At 71.1% G+C, this 24,811-nt stretch carries 22 protein-coding genes; 6 read left to right on the top strand and 16 right to left on the bottom strand.

The window, feature by feature from the left end:
- Window positions 1-73: 73 nt before the first annotated feature.
- A complete protein-coding gene (locus ACQP1K_RS10630) occupies window positions 74-2,362 on the top strand; it encodes a TSUP family transporter (protein WP_433500715.1) in 2,289 nt (762 codons plus the stop codon).
- Window positions 2,363-2,444: 82 nt separating this feature from the next.
- Here the strand turns inward: ACQP1K_RS10630 and ACQP1K_RS10625 are convergent, their stop codons facing one another.
- From ACQP1K_RS10625 to ACQP1K_RS10605, 5 genes are all read right to left on the bottom strand, one after another.
- Window positions 2,445-3,332 (bottom strand): universal stress protein, encoded by an 888-nt coding sequence (locus tag ACQP1K_RS10625; protein ID WP_433500714.1) that lies wholly within the window; start codon window positions 3,330-3,332, stop codon window positions 2,445-2,447.
- Between the two features lie 180 nt (window positions 3,333-3,512).
- The gene (locus ACQP1K_RS10620) at window positions 3,513-4,508 is read right to left on the bottom strand and encodes a hypothetical protein (protein ID WP_433500713.1); all 996 of its coding nucleotides are present in this window, start codon (window positions 4,506-4,508) and stop codon (window positions 3,513-3,515) included.
- Window positions 4,509-4,530: 22 nt separating this feature from the next.
- Window positions 4,531-5,046: a hypothetical protein gene (locus ACQP1K_RS10615; protein ID WP_433500712.1), complete on the bottom strand. Its 516-nt coding sequence runs from the start codon at window positions 5,044-5,046 to the stop codon at window positions 4,531-4,533.
- 275 nt (window positions 5,047-5,321) lie between these two features.
- Window positions 5,322-5,786, bottom strand: a complete 465-nt coding sequence (locus tag ACQP1K_RS10610) for a hypothetical protein (RefSeq protein WP_433500711.1) — start codon at window positions 5,784-5,786, stop codon at window positions 5,322-5,324.
- Window positions 5,787-5,868: 82 nt separating this feature from the next.
- Window positions 5,869-8,223 (bottom strand): molybdopterin-dependent oxidoreductase, encoded by a 2,355-nt coding sequence (locus tag ACQP1K_RS10605; RefSeq protein WP_433500710.1) that lies wholly within the window; start codon window positions 8,221-8,223, stop codon window positions 5,869-5,871.
- Between the two features lie 475 nt (window positions 8,224-8,698).
- Here ACQP1K_RS10605 and ACQP1K_RS10600 point away from each other — a divergent pair, with 475 nt between their 5' ends.
- On the top strand, window positions 8,699-9,442 hold the full coding sequence (locus ACQP1K_RS10600) for a sirohydrochlorin chelatase (protein WP_433500709.1): 744 nt from the start codon (window positions 8,699-8,701) through the stop codon (window positions 9,440-9,442).
- Between the two features lie 94 nt (window positions 9,443-9,536).
- Here ACQP1K_RS10600 and ACQP1K_RS10595 read toward each other — a convergent pair whose 3' ends face one another.
- Together ACQP1K_RS10595 and gdhA are read right to left on the bottom strand one after the other, a co-directional pair.
- The gene (locus ACQP1K_RS10595; protein ID WP_433500708.1) at window positions 9,537-9,719 is read right to left on the bottom strand and encodes a hypothetical protein; all 183 of its coding nucleotides are present in this window, start codon (window positions 9,717-9,719) and stop codon (window positions 9,537-9,539) included.
- A 157-nt stretch (window positions 9,720-9,876) separates the two neighbouring features.
- Window positions 9,877-11,220, bottom strand: a complete 1,344-nt coding sequence (gene gdhA, locus ACQP1K_RS10590) for an NADP-specific glutamate dehydrogenase (RefSeq protein WP_433500707.1) — start codon at window positions 11,218-11,220, stop codon at window positions 9,877-9,879.
- A gap of 193 nt (window positions 11,221-11,413) precedes the next feature.
- Between gdhA and ACQP1K_RS10585 the strand changes: the two genes are divergently transcribed.
- The 4 genes from ACQP1K_RS10585 (at window position 11,414) to ACQP1K_RS10570 (ending at window position 16,270) form a co-directional block, all read left to right on the top strand.
- Entirely contained in the window at window positions 11,414-11,929 is a 516-nt protein-coding gene (locus tag ACQP1K_RS10585) for a GNAT family N-acetyltransferase (RefSeq protein WP_433500706.1), read from the top strand.
- Window positions 11,930-12,092: 163 nt separating this feature from the next.
- Window positions 12,093-13,004 carry an alpha/beta hydrolase gene (locus ACQP1K_RS10580; RefSeq protein ID WP_433500705.1) on the top strand — a complete coding sequence of 304 codons (912 nt, stop codon included), beginning with the start codon at window positions 12,093-12,095 and terminating at the stop codon, window positions 13,002-13,004.
- 5 nt (window positions 13,005-13,009) lie between these two features.
- The gene (gene polX, locus ACQP1K_RS10575; protein WP_433500704.1) at window positions 13,010-14,689 is read left to right on the top strand and encodes a DNA polymerase/3'-5' exonuclease PolX; all 1,680 of its coding nucleotides are present in this window, start codon (window positions 13,010-13,012) and stop codon (window positions 14,687-14,689) included.
- A gap of 240 nt (window positions 14,690-14,929) precedes the next feature.
- Window positions 14,930-16,270 carry a WS/DGAT/MGAT family O-acyltransferase gene (locus tag ACQP1K_RS10570; protein ID WP_433500703.1) on the top strand — a complete coding sequence of 447 codons (1,341 nt, stop codon included), beginning with the start codon at window positions 14,930-14,932 and terminating at the stop codon, window positions 16,268-16,270.
- On the opposite strand, the gene ACQP1K_RS10565 is transcribed toward ACQP1K_RS10570, so the two are convergent.
- The 9 genes from ACQP1K_RS10565 to ACQP1K_RS10525 all read right to left on the bottom strand — a co-directional run bounded on the left by ACQP1K_RS10565 (window position 16,267) and on the right by ACQP1K_RS10525 (window position 24,441).
- On the bottom strand, window positions 16,267-16,833 hold the full coding sequence (locus tag ACQP1K_RS10565; protein ID WP_433500702.1) for a TetR/AcrR family transcriptional regulator: 567 nt from the start codon (window positions 16,831-16,833) through the stop codon (window positions 16,267-16,269). The genes ACQP1K_RS10570 and ACQP1K_RS10565 overlap by 4 nt on opposite strands.
- A gap of 97 nt (window positions 16,834-16,930) precedes the next feature.
- Entirely contained in the window at window positions 16,931-18,541 is a 1,611-nt protein-coding gene (locus tag ACQP1K_RS10560) for a solute symporter family protein (RefSeq protein WP_433500701.1), read from the bottom strand.
- Complete coding sequence (locus tag ACQP1K_RS10555; protein WP_433500700.1) at window positions 18,538-18,858, bottom strand: DUF485 domain-containing protein; 321 nt, start codon at window positions 18,856-18,858, stop codon at window positions 18,538-18,540. The genes ACQP1K_RS10560 and ACQP1K_RS10555 overlap by 4 nt, the downstream gene beginning before the upstream one ends.
- A 214-nt stretch (window positions 18,859-19,072) precedes the next feature.
- Window positions 19,073-20,548, bottom strand: a complete 1,476-nt coding sequence (locus tag ACQP1K_RS10550) for a cation acetate symporter (RefSeq protein WP_433500699.1) — start codon at window positions 20,546-20,548, stop codon at window positions 19,073-19,075.
- Window positions 20,545-20,916 carry a hypothetical protein gene (locus tag ACQP1K_RS10545; protein WP_433500698.1) on the bottom strand — a complete coding sequence of 124 codons (372 nt, stop codon included), beginning with the start codon at window positions 20,914-20,916 and terminating at the stop codon, window positions 20,545-20,547. The genes ACQP1K_RS10550 and ACQP1K_RS10545 overlap by 4 nt, the downstream gene beginning before the upstream one ends.
- 31 nt (window positions 20,917-20,947) lie before the next feature.
- Window positions 20,948-21,700 (bottom strand): LytR/AlgR family response regulator transcription factor, encoded by a 753-nt coding sequence (locus ACQP1K_RS10540; protein ID WP_433500697.1) that lies wholly within the window; start codon window positions 21,698-21,700, stop codon window positions 20,948-20,950.
- Window positions 21,701-21,875: 175 nt separating this feature from the next.
- A complete protein-coding gene (locus tag ACQP1K_RS10535) occupies window positions 21,876-23,051 on the bottom strand; it encodes a sensor histidine kinase (RefSeq protein ID WP_433500696.1) in 1,176 nt (391 codons plus the stop codon).
- Between the two features lie 227 nt (window positions 23,052-23,278).
- Entirely contained in the window at window positions 23,279-24,046 is a 768-nt protein-coding gene (locus ACQP1K_RS10530; RefSeq protein WP_433500695.1) for a DUF3618 domain-containing protein, read from the bottom strand.
- On the bottom strand, window positions 24,043-24,441 hold the full coding sequence (locus ACQP1K_RS10525) for a phage holin family protein (protein WP_433500694.1): 399 nt from the start codon (window positions 24,439-24,441) through the stop codon (window positions 24,043-24,045). The genes ACQP1K_RS10530 and ACQP1K_RS10525 overlap by 4 nt, the downstream gene beginning before the upstream one ends.
- Window positions 24,442-24,811: the final 370 nt, after the last annotated feature.

The raw sequence follows: 24,811 nt of genomic DNA, 5'->3' as shown, positions 1-24,811 counted from the left end.
CCCGCTTCCCGTCCCATACGGCGGGGCGGTCTGTCTCCCATATACCCCCGGGGGTAACAGGAAAGGCAATGACATGCTCATCGTGACCCTTGCCGCCGCTGTGGTGGTCGGCCTGACGCTCGGGCTGTTCGGCGGCGGCGGGTCGATCCTCACCGTGCCGCTGCTCGTCTACGTCGCCGGCGTCCCGGCCAAGCAGGCGATCGCCATGTCCCTGTTCGTGGTGGGGGTGACCAGCGCGGTCAGCGCGATCGGGCATGCCAGGGCGGGGCGGGTCCGGTGGCGGACCGGGCTCGTCTTCGGCGCCGCCGGCATGGCGGGCGCCTACGGCGGCGGCCTACTCGGGCCGCACCTGCCCGAGACGCTGCTGCTCGCCGCGTTCGCGCTGATGATGACGGCCACCGCGATCGCGATGATCCGCGACAGCGGAACACCCCGGCGGGCCCCGGGACGCACGGATCCGCCGATCACGCACGTGGTGGCCGAGGGCGTGATCGTCGGCGTGGTCACCGGCCTGGTCGGCGCCGGCGGCGGCTTCCTGGTCGTTCCCGCGCTGGTGCTCCTCGGCGGCCTGCCGATGAGTGTGGCGGTGGGCACGTCGCTGATCGTCATCGCGATGAAGTCGTTCGCCGGCCTCGCCGGCTACCTGCAGACCACCTCCGTCGACTGGTCGATCGCACTGTCCTTCACCGCCGCCGCCGTCGCCGGCGGTCTCGCCGGCGGGCGACTCGCCCGGCGGATCCAGGCCGACCGCCTGCGCAAGGCATTCGGCTGGTTCGTGCTCGTAATGGGCACCTTCGTACTGAGCGGGCAGGCGCCACCGGAGCTGCTCCGCTCTCCGTGGGCCGCCGCCGCACTGGTCGCCGCCGCTCTGCCGGCCGCCGCCGCATACCTGCTTCGCGCACGCAGGAGACGTCACCAGAAAGACCACGCCCGGTTCCAGCCGCGATCCGGATCGTCACCCACAGGAGGAAACGAAATGATTTTCACGCAGTACTATCTGGACTGCCTCTCGCAGGCGTCGTACCTGATCGGCGACGAGAGCAGCGGCCGCGCCGTCGTGGTCGACCCCAGGCGCGACATCGCCGAGTACGTCGCCGACGCCGAGGCGCACGGCCTGCGGATCGAAGGAGTGATCAACACCCATTTCCACGCCGACTTCATCGCGGGCCACCTGGAGCTCGCCGACCGCACCGGAGCCTGGATCGGGTACGGCCGCCGGGCCGAGGCGGAGTATCCCATCCGCAAGCTGGCCGACGGCGAGCGGATCGAGCTCGGCGACGTGGTGCTGGAGATCATGGAGACGCCCGGCCACACACCCGAGTCGATCAGCGTGCTGGTGTACGAGCACGCGGGCGATGCGGTGCCGTACGGCGTGCTGACCGGCGACGCGCTGTTCATCGGCGATGTCGGCCGACCGGACCTGCTCGCCTCACTCGGCATGACGGCGGACCAGCTCGGCCGGATGCTGTACGACAGCGTCCAGCGCAAACTGATGGCGCTGGACGACGAGGTGCGGGTCTTCCCCGCGCACGGTGCGGGCTCCGCCTGCGGCAAGAACCTGTCCACCGAACTGCGGTCGACGATCGGACGGCAGCGGCTGACCAACTACGCCTGCGCCCCGATGACCGAGGAGGAGTTCCTGGCCATCGTCACCGAGGGACAGCCGTCCGCGCCCGGCTACTTCGGCTACGACGCCATCCTCAACCGGAGGAACCGCGAACTGTTCGACACCGGCGCACGCGTCCGTTCGCTGTCGGTGGAGGAGGTCCTGGCCAGGCGGGAGGCGGGCGCGGTCGTCCTCGACGCCAGGGACGCCCACGAGTTCGCGCTGGCCCATCTGCAGGGCTCGATCAACGTGTCGGCCGACGGCCGGTTCGCCGAGTGGGCCGGCACGGTCGTCACGCCCGGCAGTGAGATCGTCGTGGTCGCGCCGCAGGGCCGGGAGGACGAGGTCGTGACGCGCCTCGGCCGGATCGGCTTCGACACGGTCACCGGCCATCTGCGCGATCCGGAGGCCGCCTTCCTCACCGTGCCCGGCGAGATCGCCCACGCCTCCCGGATCACGGCGGCCGAACTCCGGCAGGCGCTGAACGGGCAGGAGCCGCCCACGCTGCTCGACGTGCGCAACGAGGGAGAGGTCGCCGGCGGGGCCATCAAGACGTCGATCAACATCCCGCTCGCCGAGCTCGCCGCACGGCTGGCGGAGGTCCCGGCCGACCGGCCGGTGGTGGTCTACTGCGCCGGCGGCGCCCGCTCGGCGATCGCCGCCAGCCTGCTCACGCACACGGGGCGTGCGAAGGTGTCCGACCTGATCGGCGGGTACGACGCCTGGCGGCGTACGCTCACGCCCACCGAAGCGTAGGCCGCCGGAGACAGATCCCGATCAGGGCACGGCCGGGTTCCGCTCGTCGCGGAGCCCGGCCGCGCCTGGGCGGCCGCGCGTATCACCACGTCGTCTCCGGTCGCGGCTTCTCCGGTGCCGAGGGCCGTACCACCGCGATCGGGCCGTGGGCATCGTGCAGGACCGCCCGGCTGACCGACCCCAGCACGAGCGACCGCACCGCACCGCGTCCCCTGGAGCCGACGATCACCAGGTCGACCTCCGCCGATGCATCGACGAGGGCGGTGACCGGGTGGACCGACACGACGGACGGCACGACGTCCACTCCGGGATGCTTCTCCCGCCACTCCCTGAGCCTGCCCGTCACCAGCTCCTCGTGCGCCCGCCACACCTCGTCGAGGTCGTAAACCATCGAGGGGGCGTAGGCGTACGTCGGCAGCTGCCAGGCGTGCACCACCCTCAGCCGGGCTCCGCGCAGCGCGGCCTCCTCGAATGCGTAGGCGAGAGCCGCCTCGGATTCGGGTGAGCCGTCGAACCCCACGGCGATCTCCCCCCGGACGGCCGTCGGGCCCGGCCGTACGACGACCACGGGCGCGTCCACGTGACCGGCGACGTGGGTGCTGACCGACCCGAGCAGCATCCCGGCGAAGCCGCCCAGCCCGCGGCTGCCGACGACCAGCTCGGGGGCGCGCTCCGCCTGCCTGCGCAGGACTTGGACGGGATCCCCCTCGATCATCTCGGTGGTGACCTCGATGCCGGGCCGCCGTTCCCGCGCTGTCCGCCCGGCCTGCCGCAGGATCTCCCGTCCGGAACCGGTCAGGTGGTCGTACACGTCGGAGACCGGATAGCGGGGGATGTCGTACGGGGTGAGGTCGAGGACGTGGACGATGCGCAGGGGCAGGTGCTTGCGTGCGGCGTCGTCGGCCGCCCATTCCACGGCGGAGGTGGCGGCGGGTGAGCCGTCGGTCGCGACCACGATCGGTTCTGTCATGGCTTCTCCTCTTCGTCACACCGGTCGATCATCGCCTGCCGGCGCCGTCTTCCGGCCGCCGATCTCAGCGTCGGCCGAGGCAGGCGCCGGGGGCCAGGGGCGCAGGGCCTCTTCGGCGACGGACCTCGGCCACCGGGATCCGGAGGCCGAAGGCCACCGCGGGGGCGCGACCACCCCCGTTCACGCTCTCCCCGTCTCCCGCGCCCTGCGTCTCCGCCGGACGAGGAGGAAACCGGCGGCGGCGAGGGCGGGCACCGCCACCGCGGTCGCGACGACCCCGACGCGGGCAGGTCTCAGCCAGACGGGCCGGCCGGTGGTTCCCCCGGCTGCGGGAAAGGTGAGCGTCGCCGTCGCCGTACGCCGGATCATGCCGCTCGACAGCTCCAGGCGGACGTCCCAGGGACCGTCCGGGAGTTCTCTGTCCAGCACCACCCGCACGGGAGCACGATCACCCGGGGCCAGTGCCGTACCGAGCGTGGCCGGGAACGGACCGGCCCGCAGTCCCCCCGGCCCGTCCGACAGGGTCAGCTCGCCGCTCATCTCCAGGGCCCGGCCTCCGGTGTTGCCGACCTCGGCCAGGACCTCCGGCCGGCCGTCCCCGGCCCGCGCGGGCACCAGCTTCTCGATCTGGAAGTCCGAGGCGGGTTCGCCGCCGACGCCGACGTCGAGGTAGACGCGGATGCCCACCCGCGCAGCCACTCCGATGTTGTGCGTACCGCTCGGCGGAGCGCCGGTCTGCGCCCAGACGATCGCGTAGCGCTCCCCCTCCGATGCCGTGCCGGGGACCCGGATCGTGGTGACCACCACGGCATGGCCGCGTGCGGGCACGTCGAAGGCCGGGCGGTCGAAGGAGATCCAGCTCGTCAGCTCGTTGCGCGCGCTTCCCGCGCCGGCGGTGAACCGGTGCCGCTCGATGGTCGCGGCGGTGGCGCCCATGTCGACGTGCAGCGGCTTGGCCGAGGTGTTGGTGACCCGCACACGCCTGCGGATGGTGCTTCCGGGCCGCAGGTGGTCGACGATCTCGTAACGCGCGCGCGGGTCGTTCGCTCGGTTGACCGGAGCCTCCAGCAACTGGATCCCGAAACGGCCGCCGTCGTCCCGGCCGCCGGAGGCGGCGGCGGCACGCGGACCGCCGCCGCCCAGCGCGAGCGTGAGCAGCAGCGTCGTCGTCAGCATCCGGAACACCACGAGCGGGCGATCAGGCGACCAGATGGGTCACCGTCCCGGTGTAGTCGACCGCCGTGGCCGTGTTGGGCACCGCCATGGACAGCGTCGGATTCCAGCCGGCCACGTTGCTGCCCGTGCCGTCCGCGTGGGAGTAGGCGGTGATGGGCGTGGTGCCGAGCGGACCGGCCGTGCCCGGCGTGAAGGTTCCGTCGCCGACCGTCGACGTGGGGTCCCCCGGGGTGTACGTCACGGCGGACGCGGGGATCGCCGGCACACCACTGGCGGCGAAGTCCGTCGAGGACACGGTGGCGGTCCAGGCGGCCGGGTTCGCACCCCGCGCGTCGGTGACCGTCACCGTCCCCAGTTGCCCGGTGATCGTGGTTCCGGGAGCCCCGGACCCGATGGTCACGGCGGCGGGCACCGCGATCGACAGCGCGCCCGCCGTCACGGTGAACGTCGTCGTGGTGTCCTCGGCGTTCGCCGGGGCGACGTTCATCACCGTCAGGGCGGCGGCACCGGCCATGAGAAGTGCGAGGCGACGCACCATTTCATTACTCTCTTTCCCGAAAAATTTAATAGACCGCTTAATGACACAACCGCCCTCACGGGCACGCGATCACTTCCGGAGGTTATGTGCGCCGGTCAGCGATGACCGGGGGACATGCCGGACCGCGCCTCAATGCGATGGCGTTTTTTCCCGCCTATGGGACACGGAGGAGGAACGGCCGGGCGGGCCGCCGTCACAGACCCGGCGGTACGGGCCGCCGCCACCGGCCGGGCGTACGGACCGGACGTCATGGGAGGCGTGCCGAGCCCGCCCGATCAGGAGGCGACGATGAGGGTCTGCGGCGCGATCTGGCGCATCAGCGTGCGCAGCCACAGCAGCTGCGCGGCCGTCGCGGCGCCGCAGCGGCGGACGACATCGATCAGTTCCTCGTCCCCGGCCCCCTCCGCGGCATGCGCGATGAGCGTCCACGAGATCTCGCACTGGGTGGCCAGCAGATAGAGGTCGTGCAGGTCGCGCAGGAGGCCGAGCCGGCCCCGCCGGGCCCCGGTGAAGATCGCGGAATGCATCCGCTCGGGCTCCTCGGACAGGTGCGCCGAATACCTCCGGACCAAGGGCTCCAGCCGCCGGGCGTTGTCGCCGCACTGCCCGGCCAGGCGCTCGCACACGCCGATCAGGTCGGGCTCGTCGGGATGGGCGCGCCGCACCGCGTACAGGGCGTCGGCCAACTCGTGCTGGGACCGGTGGAGCAGACCGAGGTAATGGGCGAGATGCATACTCATCGGCCGTCTCCCTCCGGCTCGGTTGACCTGTCCCCGCTTCAGCCGCCGGCTGTCACCTCCCGGAACTCTTCAGCCATGATGATCAAGCAGGATGGGATGCGGTCAGATCGAGGGGGGAGGCGACGGAGTAGACGCCGCCGGCCTCTGCCGTCTTGGGCATCACCCGGACCAGCGCCGGGGCGAGCAGCGGCTGCCTGGCGACCGGATCCCAGCCCGTGACGACCAGCGCACCGTCCAGCGCACCGTCCACCAAACCGTGCACCGCGCCGTTCGCACCGTTCATCGCACCGTTCACCGCGCCGTTCATCGCGCCGTCGGCGCTCCCGTTCAGGACGTCGAGGTGCGTGCCGTTCAGGTGGCCGCCGTTGAGAGCCCCGCCGTCGAGCGGCGCCCCGGCCTCCTGCGACGGCTCATGGTCCGCCGCCGGCAGGAAGGCGCGGTCGTCGTGTCCTGCCTCCCGGTTCCGCCGCGTCCCCGGCCGCGCCCCCCGGTACGGCTCCGCGCCGTGCTCCGCTCCGGTCACGAGGTCGTGGCCGTACGTCTGGCATATGTCCGGGCCGGTGTTGAAGCGGCCCCCCGCGTACAACCGCTCGGTGCCGTGCGAGGAGGACGGCGTGCACGGCCACTGGATCCCGCCGCCCCGGCGCAGCCGTTCATAGGTGATGCCGGTGTAGTCGCACGGGCGGCCCTTCGAGCACGCCTGCCACGCCTCGAACGCCGACCGGGCGTCGTACCAGCCGATCAGAGGCGCGCCGTCCCGGTCGCGGAAGTCCATCCGGCGCGCGTAGTCGAGGAAGACGTCCAGGTCGGGGCGGGCCTCACCGGGTGGATCCACGGCCCTTTCGCAGATGTGCACGGTACGGTCGCCCCCGGTGACGGTGCCCGCCTTCTCGCCCCAGCCGGCGGCCGGGAGCACCACGTCGGCGAGCCGGGCCGTCTCGGTCAGGAACAGGTCCTGGACGACCACGAACAGGTCCTCCCGCCGCAGGATCCGGCCGGCGCCCGGCAGCGAGCGCACGGGGTCGGCAGCCGAGATCCACAGCAGCTCGATCGAGCCCTCCTCCGCGTACCGGAAGATCCGCATGGCGTGGGTGGCCGGTCCCCGGCTCGGGAGATCGACGTTCCACAGGGCGGCGAGCTCGCGCATGTGGCGGGGGTTGGCCCAGTTGCGCAGCCCCGGCAGGCCGCCGGCCACGCCGGTCTCCAGCGCGCCCCGCGCCGACGGCGGCCCGCCCGCGTGCAGGATGCCGGCCCCCGGGCGGCCCAGCATGCCGCGCAGCAGGTGGACGTTGTCGACCTGGCAGGTGGCGGCCGTGGCCTGCCAGGCCAGGTGGAAGCCGCCCGCCACGACGGACACGAGGCGTTCCGCCGCCCCGAGGATCTCGGCGGCCTGCTCGATCAGGCTCACCGGCACGCCGCAGATCTCGGCGGCCCGTTCGGCCGGGTAGGCGTCCACGGCCAGACACAGCTCGTCGAAACCCGCCGTGTGGTTCGCCACATAGGTCTCGTCGTACCAGCCGTTGGCGATCAGCTCGTGCAGCAGGCCGTTCATCAGGGCGACGTTGGTGCCACGCCGTACGGCCAGGTGCACGTCGGCCTCCCGCGCGGCTGGCGTGCCCTCCGGACCGACGACGATCAACGCCGGGGGGCCGGGGCCGAGGCGGCGGTCGAGCACCCGCTCCCACAGCACGGGCTGCACGCCCTGGCCGCTCCCTGCGCTCTGGTCGCAGCCCCACAGCGCGAGCGCGTCGCAGTGGTCCACGTCGCCGTACGAGCCGGGCGGCCCGTCGGTGCCGAAGCTCTCCATGAGGGCGGCTGCCGCCGCCGCCGCGCTCAGGCGCGTGTCGCCGTCCAGATGGGGCGTGCCGATCCCGGCCCAGCCGATGACGGCCAGGGTGTAGCACTCCTCGAGGAACAGCCGCCCGCCGGTGTGAAAACCGATGCGGCCCCACCCCCCTGGTCCCGCCAGCAGTTCCCGGGAGCGGGCGACGACGCGCTCCATGGCGACATCCCAGGTCGTCTCCACCAGCCTGCCGTGCTCCCTGACCAGGGGCCTGGTCAATCTCCTCGGCCGGTCCCGGAGCACATGCCGCCAGGCATGCCGCTCCTGGGGGTCCAACCGGCCGTGGTTGACCCGGTCGCCGGCCCTCCCCCGCATGCCCACCACTCGACCGCCGCGCACCGCGAGGTCGAGCGCGTCGCCGTCCGCGGAGACCGCGGGCACCCATGCCTCGACATCGGCCTCGGTCGTCCCCTCGTCGAGGAGGACGTCGACCCGCACCGGCCAGGGGCTGGCGAGGCAGATCTCCGCGGGCAGCGCGTCGCGCAGGCGTCCCGGGAGGGCGGCGGCCAGCCGTTCCACCGCCCCGGGAGGTCCGTACGGCGTGCGCGGTCCACTGAGCACCCCACCATTGAGGGCGGCGGTCCGGTCCAGCACCTGACACCTCCGCGGTGACGATGTGTGAACGACGCTCCCCGTACCCGCTGGTAGGCATCCCTCATCGCGGAATCACGGGAACTGACCGGTTGCTTTTCGAATACTTGCCAAATGGGGTTAATTACGGCAGGTGACCGCTTTGACGGCCTAGAGATATTGGTTCTTCCTCGGCGAGCTGTGGGACGTCCACCGGCCGCGCCAGGGGGCTTGAGGTCGTGCCCCGCCGATCTCCTCGGCCGCTGCGGCCGTCACGACGAAGATCAACAGACGCCCCTAGATCACCCCTCGGCAACAAGCCTCGCGTTGGTTCTACTATTCGACCGGTTTCGCCCTAGAATCCGCCCTTGTGAACGAAGGTCACGAAGAGCCGCCGCGGCTTCCCATGCGGGAGCGGTCCCACCGGCCCGGAGGCGGACGGCACCGGCGGCCGCTGCCGGCGGACTTACCGCCTGAAGCGCCACCCCTGGTCCTGGCCGTGCCCGGAAAGGTCGGGGAAGCGGCCGACGACGTGGACGCGGCGGCCGAGGTCGCCTCCATCGTCCGGCTCGACAATCCCCAGATCGACCTTCGTCTCGTCTCCCTCGCTGACGGCGGCGGCGAGCTGACCAAGGAATTCGGCGCGATCGCCGCCGGGCGCGCCTTCGAGGGCCCGGCCGCCGTCGTGGTCCCCCTGGTCACCGGCCCGCACCCCCGGTTGCTGCGCGCCGTACGGGACGCCGCGACCCAGAGCGAGGCCGACGTCAAAATCACCGATCCGCTGGGGCCCCACCCCGTGCTGGCCGAGGCGCTGCACGTCCGGCTGGCAGAGGCGGGTCTGGCCAGGGTCGACCGGATGCGGCTGTTCAACGTCTCCTCGCCGGTCGACGGGATCATCGTGGTCACCGCCGGGGGCGACGAGGCGGCCAGGGGGGCCGACGCCACCGCGGTCCTGCTGGCCTCCCGGCTGACCCTGCCCGTCGTGCCAGCGGCGATCGACGGCGTGCCCACGGTCCGGGACGCCGCGGAGCGGCTGCGCAAGATCGGCGCCAACCGGCTCGCACTCGTCCCCTTCGTGATCGGGCCGGAGGCCGACCACGGTCGCATCGCCTCCGCCGCCCAGGCGATCGAGGCGGGCTGCGCGGCTCCGCTCGGCGCCCATGAGGCGGTCGCCCGCATGGTGTGCGTGCGGTACGGCGCCGCCTTCGGCGGGCTGGACGGCTTCGACGATCTATCCGACTGACCTCGGTCCCGGCCTCCGCCCCCGGGGGGTTCCCGCGCTCTGCGGGAGGTTCGCGGCCTCCGGATCCCTGACCTGGACGTCGATGTCCACAGTGTCACTCATGCCTATTGCGCTGGGCGTGGTCCCAGCCCACCATCCGGTCGCCGGCGATGTGAAACCCAGGCGTCATTGGCGAGGTCGATGTCGGCGAGCGTGTCGGCCATGTCCTGGAGAAGGTCCAGTCCGGCTTGCCGATCACCTCGGCGTCGTGCTCCGCGACCAGTTCGTGGACCGCCATGGCGTCGGCCCGATGGGGCCGTCTGATGTCGAATTCGTGTACGCCATTGTCAATACGATGCGACACTCGGCGGTGACTTGCTTGTGATCAGCAGGGATCCGGGTGAAGATCCGCGTTTCGGATCAAGAGGTTGCGATCAGCGTCGATCGTCCTGCGGTCAGATGAGGCCCATGGCGAGCATCGCGTCCGCCACGCGCTTGAATCCGTCGATGTTGGCGCCGGCGACGTAGTCCCCGGGCATGCCGTACTCGTCCGCTGTCTGCAGGCAACGGCTGTGGATGTCCTTCATGATCTCCCGCAGCTTCCGCTCGGAGTATTCGAACGTCCACGAGTCGCGGCTGGCGTTCTGCTGCATCTCCAGGGCACTGGTGGCGACGCCGCCCGCGTTGGCGGCCTTGCCCGGCCCGAAAGACACACCCGCCTCATGGAAGATCCGGATGCCCTCGGGGGTCGTGGGCATGTTGGCGCCCTCGCCGACGGCCACGCAGCCGCCCCGGACCATCGCCTCGGCGTCCTTGCCGGTGATCTCGTTCTCCGTGGCGGACGGCATCGCCACCTCGCAGGGCACCTCCCAGACGCTGTGCCCGGCCACGAACGTGGCGTCCGTGCCACGCCGTTCCGCGTACGCGTCAAGCCGGCGCCGCTCGACCTCCTTGATCTGCTTGAGCAGGTCGAGGTCGATGCCCTTCTCGTCCACGACGTACCCGGAGGAGTCGGAGCAGGCGACGACGGTGCCGCCGAGCTGCTGAACCTTCTCTATGGTGTATATGGCGACATTGCCCGCACCGGAGACCACGACGCGCTTGCCGTCGAACGACGTGCCGCGCGCCCCCAGCATCTCCTCCACGAAGAACGCGCACCCGTACCCGGTGGCCTCGGTGCGCACCTGCGCGCCGCCGAAGGTGAGCCCCTTGCCGGTGATCACGCCGGATTCGTACCGGTTGGTAATGCGCTTGTACTGGCCGAACAGGTAGCCGATCTCGCGCCCACCGACGCCGATGTCACCCGCGGGCACGTCGGTGTACTCGCCCAGGTGACGGTAGAGCTCCGTCATGAAGCTCTGGCAGAAGCGCATGATCTCGCGATCGGAGCGCCCCTTCGGGTCGAAGTCGGAACCGCCCTTGCCGCCGCCGATGGGCAGCCCGGTCAGGCCGTTCTTGAAGATCTGCTCGAAGCCCAGGAACTTTATTATGCCGAGGTAGACCGACGGGTGGAAGCGGAGCCCTCCCTTGTACGGCCCGAGCGCGCTGTTGAACTCGACCCGGAAACCGCGGTTGATGTGCACCTCGCCGTGATCGTCCTCCCAGGGCACCCGGAAGATGATCTGCCGTTCCGGCTCACAGATCCGCTCGATGATCTTGTGCTCCGCGTACTCGGGATCCTTTCCGAGGACGGGCCCGATGCTCTCCAGCACTTCCCGGACCGCCTGATGGAACTCGATTTCGCCCGGGTTTCGGCGCAGCACGTTGTCGTACACCGACGACAGTCTCTCGTGCAGCATCGACCATCCCTTCTCTTGATGTCGTGATATTGCCCGCTTCACTGTAAGCGCGACCGCACATAACAGCCACATCGGGTCAGGCCCGGCATCTAGTCCAACCAATCGGGCGATGCCGAAACCTCCCGAGACCGGGCAAAAAAGTCCCAGGGAAACCACGTTGCCCGGAGGCCACGCCGAACGTCAGGCTGGCCCTATGATGATCCGCCGGGAGACCCCAGCAGACGTCGGCGCCATCCGCGCCGTGACCGCTGCCGCCTTCGCGAAGAAGCCCGGCGAGACGCCGGCGGAGGCGACACTGGTCGACGAGTTGCGCGACGACCAGGGCTGGCTGCCCGCCCTCTCGCTCGTCGCGGTCACCCCCGCCCGGGAGATCGTCGGGCACGTGGTGTGCAGCCGCGGGCACGTCGGCCCGGTCCCCGCGCTCGGCCTCGGACCACTGAGCGTGCGTCCGGAGCACCAGGGCCGCGGCGTCGGCTCGGCGCTGATGCACGCCGTGCTCGGCGCGGCCGAGGCGACGGGAGAGCCGCTGGTGGCACTGCTGGGCGATCCCGGCTACTACTCCCGGTTCGGATTCGAGCATTCGGAGAGGCACGGCGTCGCGCCGCCGGTCCCGGCCTGGGGACACTACTTCCAGGTGCGCGTGTTCGACGGGCCCGTCCCGTCGCCGCGCGGCCCCTTCACCTACGCCGAGCCGTTCTCCCGCGTCTGACCGCACCGCCGTGAACTGGGGAGCGATATCAGAAGCCGGCCTCTCCGGGGCAGGTCCCCGCCGCTGGGAAGGCCGCTGTCGTCATCCCGGTCCGGGCCGGACAGGAGTCCGAAACCCGGCGGAAGGTTGACGGGACGGGCCCGGTGTGACAATTAGCTCTGTTGTGAAGAAGATCCTGGGCGCCCTCCCTCTGATCATCGCGCTGAGCGGCTGCCAGAGCGCGGCCGTCGCCCCGGCCGGACCCGCCCGCTCCGCGGCGTCCGTGGTCTCGCAGGAGACCGTGGACGGCCGGACGGACAGGCTCGTGATCGACTCCCCGGCGACGGGCGCCCGGCGCTCGGTGTGGGTGGTGAAGCCGTCGGCGTGGACGGCCGGTTCCACCGGCTGGCGTGCGCTGTACCTGCTGCACGGCTGCTGCGCCGGCGGCGGCTGGGACTGGCTCCAGACGGGCGAGGTGGCCGAGCTCACCGCCCGCCTCGACGCGGTCGTCATCGTGCCCGAGGGCGGCCCGATGGGCTGGTACGCCGACTGGCGGGACGGCCCGGCCTGGGAGAGGTTCCACATGACCGAACTGCCCGGCCTGGTCGAGCCGCGGTACGGCATCGGCCCGCGTCGCGCGATCGCGGGCTATTCGATGGGCGGCCACGGCGCCTTCGGCTACGCGGCCCGGCATCCGGGCGTGTTCGAGGCCGCCGCCTCGTTCTCCGGCGTGCTCGACACCCGCTCCGACGTCAGCGGGCATCGCGCGCTGTTCGCCGACTACGGTCTGGACACGGCGGATGTCTGGGGCGATCCCGGCAGTTGGGCGGAGCACAATCCCACCGACCTGGTCGCCCGCCTCAAGGGCGTGCGCCTGTACGCGGCGTCGGGCAACGGCACGTCCGGTCCGCTGGATCCCGCCAAGGGACCGAAGGATCACACCGAGGCCGCGATAATGCGGCAGAACCTGAATTTCGCCGCGGCGGCGGAGAAGGCCGGCGTGGAGGTCACGACGGACTTCTACGGAGACGGCACGCATACCTGGCCGTACTGGATCCGGTCGCTGAAACGGGCGCTGCCCGTTCTCCTACCCTGAGATTCATGGGACGGGTGAACGACGACGCGGCGGCCGCGCTGCAGGAATACGCCGAGCTGTTCGCACTGAGCGGCGGCGACGCCTTCCGGGTGCGGAGCTATCAGAAGGCGGCGAAGTCCATCGCCGGGTTCCCCGAGGACCTGCGGCGGGCGGACATCAGAAAGATCCCCGGCGTGGGCGAGGCCATCGCCAAGAAGGTCGAGGAGTTCCTGGCGCGGGGAAGCTTCCGCCAGCTCGACGAACTGCGCGGCCGGGTGCCCGAGGGGGTGCGCGAGCTGACGCGGGTTCCCTCGCTCGGCCCGAAGCGTGCGCTGTTCCTGTTCGAGGAGCTCGGAATCGACTCGCCGGCCGCGCTCGCCGACGCGATCAGGGCCGGCCGGCTGGCCGGGCTGCGAGGTTTCGGCGCGAAGACCGAGGAGAACCTGCTCAAGGGCGTCGAGCAACTGGAGCTGTCGGGCGGCAGGGTCCACCTCGGCATCGCCACGGCCCTGGCGGAACGGGTGATCGGATCGCTGCCCGCCGAGCGGATCGCCTACGCCGGCTCGCTGCGCAGGATGCGCGAGACGATCGGCGACATCGACATCCTGGCGGTCGGCCCGCCCGGCCTGATGGACCTGTTCGCCCGGCAGCCGTACGTCACCGAGGTGATCGCGAAGGGCGAGCGGAAGACGTCGGTGCGCACCGACCGGGGACTGCAGGTGGACCTGCGGCTGGTGCCCGACGGGTCGTGGGGCGCCGCGATGATCTACTTCACCGGCAGCAAGGAGCACAACGTCCGCATCCGGGAGATGGCGGTCAAGAAGGGCTGGAAGCTGTCGGAGTACGGACTGTTCGACGGCGACGGCCGCCTGATCGCGGCCGAGACCGAGGAGGACGTCTACGACGCACTCGGCATGCGGTGGATCCCGCCGACGCTGCGCGAGGACGGCGGCGAGGTGGCCGCCGCGCTGCGCGGCGAGCTGCCCCGGCTGGTCGAACCGGCCGACCTGCGGGGCGACCTGCACACGCACACCGATCTGACCGACGGGATCGCCTCCCTGGAGGACATGGTGGCCGCTGCCGCGCTGCGCGGCCATTCCTACTACGCGGTCACCGATCACGCCCCGGATCTGGTCATGCAGCGGATGACGCTCGACAAGGCCCTCGCCCAGCGTGCCCGTCTCGCCCGACTCCAAATGAAATATCCGGACATGCGGTTGCTGCACGGCACCGAGCTGAACATCGCCCCGGACGGCTCGGTGGACTGGCCCGCGGAGGTCCTGGCGGGCTTCGACGTCTGCGTCGCCTCGGTGCACTCGCACTTCAACCAGCCGCGGGCGGAGATGACCCGCCGCTACATCACCGCCTGCGAGAATCCGCACGTCCACATCATCGGGCATCCGACCACGCGCAAGATCGGCAGGCGTCCCCCGGTGGACGCGGACTGGGACGAGATCTTCCGCGCCGCCGCCCGATCCGGCACGATCATGGAGATCGACTCCTATCCCGACCGCGCCGACCTGCCCTCCGATCTCGTCCGGCTCGCCCGCCACCACGGCGTGAGGTTCTCGATCGACAGCGACGCCCACGCCGTACCGCACCTGGACCACCAGCGGTTCGGCGTCGGGATCGCCCAGCGGGCCTGGCTCACCCCGGACGACGTGGTCAACACCTGGCCGCTCGACCGGCTGCAGGGCATCCTGTAACTCTCGAACCCAGTACATTCATCGTCGCCCGCCGTACGAGACAAGCCGCTGAGGGGCACGGGCGGAAGCACAGCGGGCCGACCACCATCGGCCGCCGATCGAGCACCCGGCCGCTCTCCGTACGGCCGGCGGCTCCTAGGCTTTGCGGACGGCTTACACCGCCATGGGCCGTCGCATCGGCCGGACGGCCGGGCGTCCCGTTACCGTCATCCGGAGAACGAGCCAGGGGAGAGGACGGCGATGCGCCAGCTGACGGCACTCGATGCCCAGTTCCTGAGCGTGGAGTCGGCCACCACGACCGCCCACGTCGCCGGGGTGGCGATCCTCGACCCCGGCGCCGGCGAACCGGTGACCCGCGACCGGCTGGTCGGGCTGCTGCGGGAGCGCCTGCATCTGGCCCCGCCGCTGCGGATGCGGCTGGCCGACGTGCCGTTCGGGCTGGACCGGCCGTACTGGATCGACGACGCCGCCGCCGACCCCGACCGCCACGTGCACGAGACCGTGCTGCCGGGCCCGGGAGACGACCGGCAGCTCGCGGCGTACGTGGCCCGGGTCCACGCGCGGCGGCTCGACCGGCGGCGCCCACTGTGGGAGGCGCATCTGATCCACGGCCTGGCGGGCGGCAGGGTCGCCCTCTACACCAAGGTCCACCACTGTGCGATCGACGGCGTGACCGGCTCGGAGATCCTCTCCGCGCTGCTCGACCCGTCCCCCGAGCCGCGCGTCGTCGAGCCCCCGCCGCCGGCCCGGCCCGACCCCGGACCGGGGGTCCTGGGGATGCTGGCCGGCGCGATCACCCGGTCGGTCGTCCAGCCGGTCGAGACGCTGTGCTCGCTCGCCCGCGCCGCCGCAGACCTGGACGCGCTGCCCGTACTGGCCCTGCCGCGTACGCCGTTCAACGGCCCGATCACGTCCGAGCGGGCCTTCTCGTTCGGATCGCTCCCGCTGAGCGAGGTCAGGCGGGTGGCCAGGGCCTTCGGGATGGGCCCGAACGACGTCGTGATGACGCTGTGCTCCTCGGCGCTGCGCCGCTGGCTGCTGGCCAGGAACGCGCTGCCCGACCGTCCTCTGATCGCCGCCGTCCCGGTCGCGCTGCGCAAGACGGGCGACGGGGTGGGCAACCGGATCTCCGCCATGATCACGCCGATGGCCACCGACGTGGCCTGCCCCAAGGAGCGCCTGGCGGCCGTGCGCTCGGCGATGGCGACGGCCAAGCGGCGCTTCGCGCTCTCGCGCCGGAGCTGGCTCAGCGACGTGTGCGCCGCGCTTCCCCCGCCGCTGTCCACGCTGGCCACGCCGGTGGCCTTCCGGCTGGCCGGCCTGACCGGGACGGGCGTCAACCTCATCGTCTCCAACGTCCCCGGGCCGCGCAGGCCGCTCTACCTGTGCGGGGCGCGGATGATCTCGTATCACCCGCTGTCCGTGGTGACCGACGCGACCGGCGGGATCAGCATCACCTGCGTCTCCTACGACGGGCGGCTGGACTTCGGCATCGTCGTCTGCCCGTCCCTGGTGCCGGACGTCTGGAGCATGATCGCCCACCTGCGGGAGTCCATGGACGAGCTGCTTGATCTGCTCTAGCCGAGGTTGCCGAGCGCGTGGGCGATCAGCTCGGCGACGGCGTCGGGGTCGATGTGATGACCGGTGAGCAGGCAGATGCTCTCCTGATAGAGCAGGACGGCGGCGAAGGTGGCGGCGGCGGCCTCCAGCCGGGCCGCGTCCCCGCGGCTGCCGGGCAGGGCGAGCTCAAGGGCGAACCGGGCCCTTCTGATGATCTCCCCGTTGAGCCGGCCGAGCCGCTCGCGGACCTTGCGGTGGGTGTCGGCCTCGCGGAACAGGATGCGCCGCATCGCCGGGGACGCGCGCAGCGGCATCCGGCGGGCCAGGCGGGACAGCGTGCCGGCCGGATCTCCCGGTACGGCCTCGACCTCCTCCTCGGTCACCACCGTCCGCTCGTCCACCAGCGAGATGAGCACGTCGATCTTCCGGGGGAAATAGTGGAAGACGAGTCCCTTCGGCACCCCGGCCAGCTCCGCGATCCGCGCCGTAGGCGTGCCGTCGTAGCCGCCGCCGGCGAACAGCTTCTCGGCGGCGTCCAGGATGCGTGCGCGAGCACCGGCGTCCGGCGCTTCTTTCCTGTCCACAGGCCAGACGATAGTCACTGCGACCACCCCCGCACCATGCCGCCACGGTCAGGGCGACCACACCCCGACCGTGGCGTACGTCCGATCGCCGGACTGATCAGCGCTGACCCGCCTTCTCGGCTCCGAGGCCGGTGAGCGAGCGGACCTCGATCTCGGCGTACTTCGCCGCGTTGTACTCCTTGCTGAGGATCGTCCCGATGTATCCGGCGAGGAAGCCGATCGGGATCGACAGGATGCCCGGGTTGGACAGCGGGAACCAGTGCCAGTCGGCGTCGGGGAACATCGACGTCGGCGCGCCGGACACCACCGGCGAGAAGAAGACGAGGACGACCGAGGCGATCAGACCGCCGTAGATCGCCGAGACCGCGCCCGCCGTGTTGAACCTCTTCCAGAACAGGCTGAAGAGGATCGCGGGCAGGTTGCCCGAGGCCGCGACCGCGAAGGCCAGCGCGACCAGGAAGGCGACGTTCAGCGACTGGGCGAAGATGCTCAGCGCGATCGAGATGGCGCCGATCACGAACGCGGCGATCCTGGCGACCACCACCTCCTGCCGCTCGGTGGCGGTGCCGCGCTTGAACACGTGGGCGTACAGGTCGTGCGCGAAGCTGGAGGAGGAGGCGAGCGTCAGACCGGCGACCACGGCGAGGATCGTGGCGAACGCGACCGCCGCGATGACCGCGAGCAGGATCGTGCCGCCGAGCTCGCCGAAGAGGATCTCACCCGCCTTCTGGGCGAGCTGCGGTGCCGCCGTGTTGCCCGCCTTGTCCTGTTCCGCGATCGCCTTGGAGCCGACCAGGGCTGCCGCACCGAAGCCGAGCACCAGCGTCAGCAGGTAGAAGACGCCGATGATGCCGATGCCCCACTGGACGGACTTGCGCGCGTCCCGTGCGGTCGGCACGGTGTAGAAGCGGATCAGGATGTGCGGCAGACCGGCGGTGCCGAACACGAGGGCCAGGCCCAGGCTGATCAGGTCGATCTTGCCGGCGATGCCCTGCGCCTCGGTGCCGTACTTGAGACCGGGCTGCAGGAACGCCTCGCCCTTGCCGCTCTGCGCCGCGGCCTCGCCGAGCAGCCCGGACAGGTTGAAGCCGAACTTGCCGAGGACGATCAGGGTGACCAGCGCGGCGCCGGCCATCAGCAGGACGGCCTTGACGATCTGCACCCAGGTGGTGCCCTTCATCCCGCCGAAGACCACATAGATGATCATCAGCAGGCCGACCGCGATGACCGTCCAGATCTTCCCCGCCTCGGAGTGGACGCCGAGCAGCAGGCCGACCAGTGCGCCGGCGCCGACCATCTGGGCCAGCAGGTAGAAGATGCTCACGACGATCGTGGACACCCCGGCGGCGGTGCGCACCGGACGGGGCGACATCCGGAACGCGAGCACGTCGGCCATCGTGAACTTGCCGGAGTTGCGCATCAGCTCGGCGATGAGCAGCAGCGCCACCAGCCACGCCACCAGGAAGCCGATCGAGTAGAGGAACCCGTCGTAGCCCGACAGCGCGATGATGCCCGCGATGCCGAGGAACGAGGCGGCCGACATGTAGTCGCCGCCGATCGCCAGGCCGTTCTGCAGACCGCTGAACGACCGGCCGCCCGCATAGTAGTCCGCGGCGGTCTTGGTGTTGCGGCTCGCCCAGAACGTGATCCCCAGTGTGCCGGCAACGAAGATCAGAAACAGGATCGTGGACAGGGCTTCGTGGTTCACTTGCCCTCCTCCTCGGCGCGCAGCTCGTCGGCGATCGGGTCGAGCTTGGCCGCCGCGTACCGCGAGTAAAGCCAGGTGATCAGGAACGTCGAGGCGAACTGCAGGATCCCGAAGAGCAACGCCACGTTGAAGTGGCCGAACAACCGGGTGCTCATGAAGTCACGGGCGAAGCCCGACAGCAGCACGTACAGCAGGTACCACATCAGGAACGCAACTGTCATCGGGAAGGCCCAGGAGCGGTGGCGCCGGCGCAGCTCCTGGAACCGTTCACCCGCCTGTATCCGCTCGTAGACCGATGAATCATGCTGGACGGTCACGTGCCCTCCTCAAAAGTGATCTGGATCACCCCAACGTAAGAGCACGCTCCCGCCCCTTTCGAGACCCGGACGGCATCGCGTCGCCCAGCCGTACCGCCCGGTCGTTCACAGGAGGGGCACGTGCGGCGAAAGGTCGATCGCGTGCGGCGAACGGTCGTCGGGCCCGGCTCGGACGGTCAGCGACGGCGGTCAGCGGGCCGGGCGCGTGCGCTCGTCAGGCAGAGCGCGGACGCCAGTCGCCGCGGTCGACGTTCAGCGTCTCGGGGGTGTGCAGGCGGACCATCGTCCGGGCCACGCCGGGCGGCACCCGCGACGGCGTGAGCAGGGACACCGTGATCATCACGGCGAACGCCACCGGCACCGTCCACGCCGCCGGCTGGGACAGCAGCGCGCCCGCCCAGCCGGCGTACGGCCCGCCGGTGATGGTGGCGAGCACCGCCGCGCAGGCGAGCCCGCCGCCGACGAGCAGCCCCGCCATCGCCCCGGCCGTGGTGAGCCTGCGCCACCAGATGCCCAGCACGAGCAGCGGGCAGAACGACGAGGCGGCCACCGCGAAGGCCAGCCCCACCACGGTGGCGACCGGCAGCGACCTGGCGGTCCCGGCCAGCGCGAACGGCACGACGACCGCGAGGATCGTGGCGATCCGGAACGAGCGCACCCCGCCGCGCAGGATGTCCTGCGCGATCACACCCGCCACCGACACCGTCAACCCCGACGACGTGGACAGGAAAGCGGCGAAGGCTCCCGCCGTGACCAGCGAGGTCAGCAGCTCGCCCAGCGTCCCGCCGATCACCCGGTCGGGCAGCGCGATGACCACCGTGTCGCTCTCCGGCAGGCCGTACACCCGGCCGAGGTAGCCGTAGGCGGCGGGGATCAGGTAGAAGGCGCCGAGCAGGCTCAGCACCACCAGCGTCGTCCGGCGGGCCGCCCGCCCGTCGGGGTTGGTGTAGAAGCGCACGAGCACGTGCGGCAGCCCCATCGTCCCGAGGAACGTCGCGAGGATCAGCGAGTACGTCTCGTACACCACGTGGCCGCGGCCGTGCAGCGGCAGCGCCCACAGGTCGCCCGGGTCGAGCCCCGGCGCGTCGTCGGCCCGCCACGCGAGCATCATGAACACCAGCGGCACGGCGAGCGCGGTGAGCTTCAGCCAGTACTGGAACGCCTGGACGAACGTGATCGACCGCATCCCGCCGGACAGCACGTTGACCGCGACCACCACGGCCACCAGCAGGCAGCCGGTCCACGCGGGCGCGCCCGTGATCGTACGGAACACCAGCCCGGCGCTCTGGAACTGCGGCATCAGATAGAGCCAGCCGATCAGCACGACCAGCACGCTCGACACCCGGCGCACGGTCATCGACTCGAGCCGCGCCTCGGCGAAGTCGGGCAGCGTGTACGCCCCCGATCGGCGCAGCGGGGCCGACACGAGCACCAGCAGCACGAGATAGCCGCCGGTCCAGCCGACCGGCAGCCAGAGCATGTCGGCGCCGTGTGCGAGGATCAGCCCGGCGATGCCGAGGAACGACGCGGCCGACAGATATTCGCCGCCGATCGCCGACGCGTTCCACAGGGGCGAGACCGTCCGGGACGCGACGTAGAAGTCCGAGGTCGTGCGCGAGAAGCGGATGCCGAAGGCGCCGACGAGTACGGTCGCCAGCATCACGATGACGACGGCGGTGATGCCGCTCACTCAGCGTCCATCAGCTCGGCGAAGTCCCGCTCGTTGCGCTCGGCCTGCCGTACGTAGAGCCAGGCCCCCGCCACAAAGGCGGGGTAGATGAGCCCGGCGAGCACCGCCCAGGCGAGCGGCACGCCGAGCAGCCGCACCCCCCGCAGCTCGGGGACCAGCAGGAACAGCAGCGGCAGCCCGCCCACCACGCAGGCGAGCACGGTGCAGACGAACAGCGCCAGGCGGAACTGGGTCCGGACCAGCGACTTCATGTAGACCTCGCCGAGCTGGGTCTGCTCGTCGATCTCCAGGGTCAGCGGGTGCCGCGGACGGCGCGCGGCGCCCGTGCGCGGACTGGTCACCACCACCCTGCGCGGCTTCCCGCTCATGCCTCACCCATCGTCGAATCCACCCGGCCGGTCATTCGTCCCGCTTGGCCCGGCGGGCGCGACGCACGAGAAGGTCACGCAGCTCCCGGGTGTGGCGACGGCTCACCGGGATCTCGGTCTCTCCGACCCGCACGACGCACTTGCCGGAGTCTATGTGCAACTCGTCGATGTGCTTGACCGCGACGAGATGGCTGCGGTGCACGCGCAGGAACCCCTCCGACGCCCAGCGCTCCTCCAGCGTGGCCAGCGGAATGCGCACCAGGTGGCTGCCGGTCGCGGTGTGCAGCCGGGCGTAGTCGCCCTGCGCCTCGACGTACCGCACCTCGGTGCTCGCCACGAACCGGGTCACGCCGCCCAGCTCCACCGGGATCATGTCCGCCTGCGGCCCCTCGACCTCGTCCGTACGGCTCCCGCACACGCGCCTGATCGCCTCGGCGAGCCGCTCGGGCCTGACGGGTTTGAGCAGGTAGTCCTCGGCCTTGAGCTCGAAGGCGTCGACCGCGTGATCGTCGTAGGCCGTCACGAACACGATCTTCGGCGGCCGGATGAACCGGGTGAGCAGCCGGCCGAGCACGACGCCGTCCAGGCCCCGCATCCGGATGTCGAGGAACACCGCATCGACGGGCCGGCCGTCCGCCATCGCCCGGTCGAGCAGCTTCAGCGCGGCGGCGCCGTCGCGGGCGGTCAGGACGTCCCCGATTCGGGGATCCGCTCTCAGCAGGTAGGCGAGATCCTCCAGCGCGGGCTGCTCGTCGTCCACCGCCAGGACGCGCAGGCCGGTCACCACGTACCCCTCTCACCGACGAATCCCCGGGTGTGCCTGACCTGGCCGCGCACAGCAGGGCGTGATTTGTCGGACACGACCTAGAGCGTGATGAACAGGGCACCGGAAAGTCAACGACTCCCGCCATCACGACAGGGTTACGTCCGATGTCAGAAGGGGTAAGGCGGCGGATGGGTCAGGCCGATACGGCGGGGTGATACTTGGGGACCCGGAGGATGACCTTGGTGCCTGCGCCGGGGGCGGTCTCCACCACCAGGCCGTACTCGTCGCCGTAGACCTGGCGGAGCCGCTCGTCCACGTTGGCCAGGCCGATGCCGCTTCCCCCCGCGCCGGAGCGGTCCTCCCCCGCCAGCATCCGCCGAAGGTGTTCCGGATCCATGCCGGCGCCGTCGTCCTCGATGCTGATCGCGCACTCGGCGCCCGCGTCCTCCGCGACGATCGTGATCCGGCCGACGCCCTCCAGGCCGTGCCGTACCGCGTTCTCGATGAGCGGCTGGAGGCACAGAAAGGGTACGGCCACCGCGAGCACCTCCGGCGCGATGCGCAGCGTCACCCGGAGCTGGTCGCCGAACCTCGCCCGCTCCAGGGTGAGATAGCGGTCGATCGACCGCAGTTCCTCGGCGAGCGTGGTGAAGTCGCCGTGGCGGCGGAAGGAGTAGCGGGTGAAGTCGGCGAACTCCAGCAGCAGCTCGCGGGCCCGTTCCGGGTCGGTCCGGACGAACGAGGCGATCGTGGTCAGCGAGTTGTAGATGAAATGCGGGGAGATCTGTGCGCGCAACGCCCTGACCTCCGCCTCCATGAGCATGGTCCTGGACCGGTCGAGATCGGCCAGCTCGAGCTGGGAGTCGACCCAGCGCGCCACCTCCTGAGCCGCCCTGACCAGGCCGGCGGAGGCGTGATCGCCGTAGGCGGCGAGCGACCCCACCACGCGGTCGTCGGTCGTGAGCGGTACGACGACGGCGTGCCTGATCGGGCACTCGGGCGCCCCGCAGTCGAGCGAGAGCACCTGGGTCCTGCCGTCCTTCAGCGTGGCTCCTGCGTGCCCGAAGGCCTCGCCGGCGTGGTGCTCCCCCGCTCCGTCGTAGACGAGCAGCTCCTCGCGGTCCGTTATCGCGATGGCCGGCGACCCGAGCAGGTCCCGCAGGTGGCGCGACGCTTTGAGCGCACCGGCCTGGGTCAGCCCGGCCCGCAGCGGCGGCGCGGCGAGCGAGGCGGTGTGCAGGGTCACGAACGTCGCCCGCTCGGCCGGCCCGCCGCCGAGATCGCGTCGGCCGCGCAGCACCCGCCACAGCACCACGGCGGGCACCCCGATGAGCACGACGACGACCAGAGCGGCTACGACGGGTTCCACGCCGCCGGAGCCTACTCGGTCGCCTCACGCACGCCTAAGAGGTGTTCGGAAGCGCCGTACGTCACGGGCGTAGATGCGGATGGACGCATCGCGAGGCCGGCGAGGAGCACAGGGCGTGCGCCCTGTGGGCCTCCGGCCACGCGGCGAGGCGCCATCCGGGCCGCGGTCAGCGAGGGCACGGCCCGTGGAACACGACCGGGTGCCGGCGACCTGCGCCGGTCTCCGACCTAGGTGAACAGCCGCATGATGCCCCGGCGCCCCCTTCTGGTCATCCGTGTCATGCGGGCCATCCGCGCCATCCGCCGCATGCGCGCCATGCCGGACCGGCGCATGGACCGGCGCATGGACCGCCGCATGGGCGCGCGCCCGATGCCCCGCATGCCGGTGAAGCCGGAGAGCCCGCGGGTGCGCGGGACACCGCGCGTGCCGGAGATCCGGCGCAGGCCCGAGACACCGCGAACGCCGCGGACACCGCGGATGCCCTCGACGGTCAGCTTCGGCCTGGCCCGCCGGTACCTGGTCATCCGGGAGCTGATCAGCATGATCACGGCTCCCGCGGCCAGGGTGCCGGCCCCTGCCGCGACCGCCCTCGGCCGCCGCCTGGCCTGCTCCGTGACCTTGCCGGCCGCGCCCCTGATCGGCTCGGGCGTGGCCGAGCGCACTCTGTCGGCGGCCCCGGCCGCCTTCTCGCGCGCCAGCGAGGCGGTCGCGTGCATCCGCTCCTGCGCCCGGCCCCTTATATCGGCCTTGGCGGCGAGGGCCTCGATGGTGTCGCCGAGGTCGTCGCGTGTGCGCTCGATGTCCTGGCGCACCTTCGCGACTTCGTCCTTTCCCTGGCCGTGTCTCTGTCCGTACTCCTCGGCCGGAGAGGTCGTAAGGCGCTGCGGCACCGTGTTCAGCGATTCGGATCGCGTCCCCGGTTCGGCGGCGTCCTGCCTGTGTACTCCCATGCGTCCGGCAGTGGGCCGAGCGCTTCCGGGGTCGGTCTCGGTCATCTGCGCACGCTCTCCTTCATCATTTCGAGATCCGTCTTGAGGCTCTGGATCGTCTGGTCCGGAGTCGGCCCGGAGACCTGGGACACCTGCTGCTTGCCCATGAGGCCGAGGAGCCCGGCCACCAGCACCAGCCCGACGCCCACGATCAGGGCGCTCGCCCACCCGGGCAGCACCAGAGCCAGCGCCAGGATCGCGGAGGCCACCAGGGCCGCGGCCCCCAGCAGCGCCACCACTCCCGCGCCGCCGAGCAGTCCGGCTCCGGTCCCGGCCCGCTTGCCCTTCTCCGTCATCTCCAGCCGCGCCAGCCGAAACTCGTCGCGTACCAGGCGCGAGACGTCGTCGGACAGTCTCCGGACGAGTTCGCCGGTGGACAGCGATTCCACTTGGTTGGTCATGGATGCCTCCCTTCCGGATTGGGGAGCGCCTACCCCCAGCCGAGAGGCCTAACCACGTTCCCGCGCGGAGCGGATCCGTACACGGCGGTAGATGAAATTTTCAGTAAGGCGATGGCGGGGTTTCTTCCGCCGAAAAGCAAAAGACCAGCCTGTGGCGCTCACTTCTGTCCCCCGCGCCCCGTCGTATGACAGCCGCCCGGCCCTTCATTGACATCCCGGGTGACCCCCTCCACGATTCGAGGTGGGAGCGCTCCCATAGTACCGGTCAAGAGTGTGGAGAAAGTGCTGTCCGTCGCGAGCGTGGATCCGGATGGAGACATCGCAAGACCGAGGAGGAACCCGTAGCCAAGCCTACGGGCGACGACGAGAA

The sequence above is a fragment of the Sphaerimonospora sp. CA-214678 genome (assembly GCF_050942215.1).
Classification (GTDB): domain Bacteria; phylum Actinomycetota; class Actinomycetes; order Streptosporangiales; family Streptosporangiaceae; genus Sphaerimonospora.
This window is presented reverse-complemented; position numbering and strand designations above follow the sequence as displayed.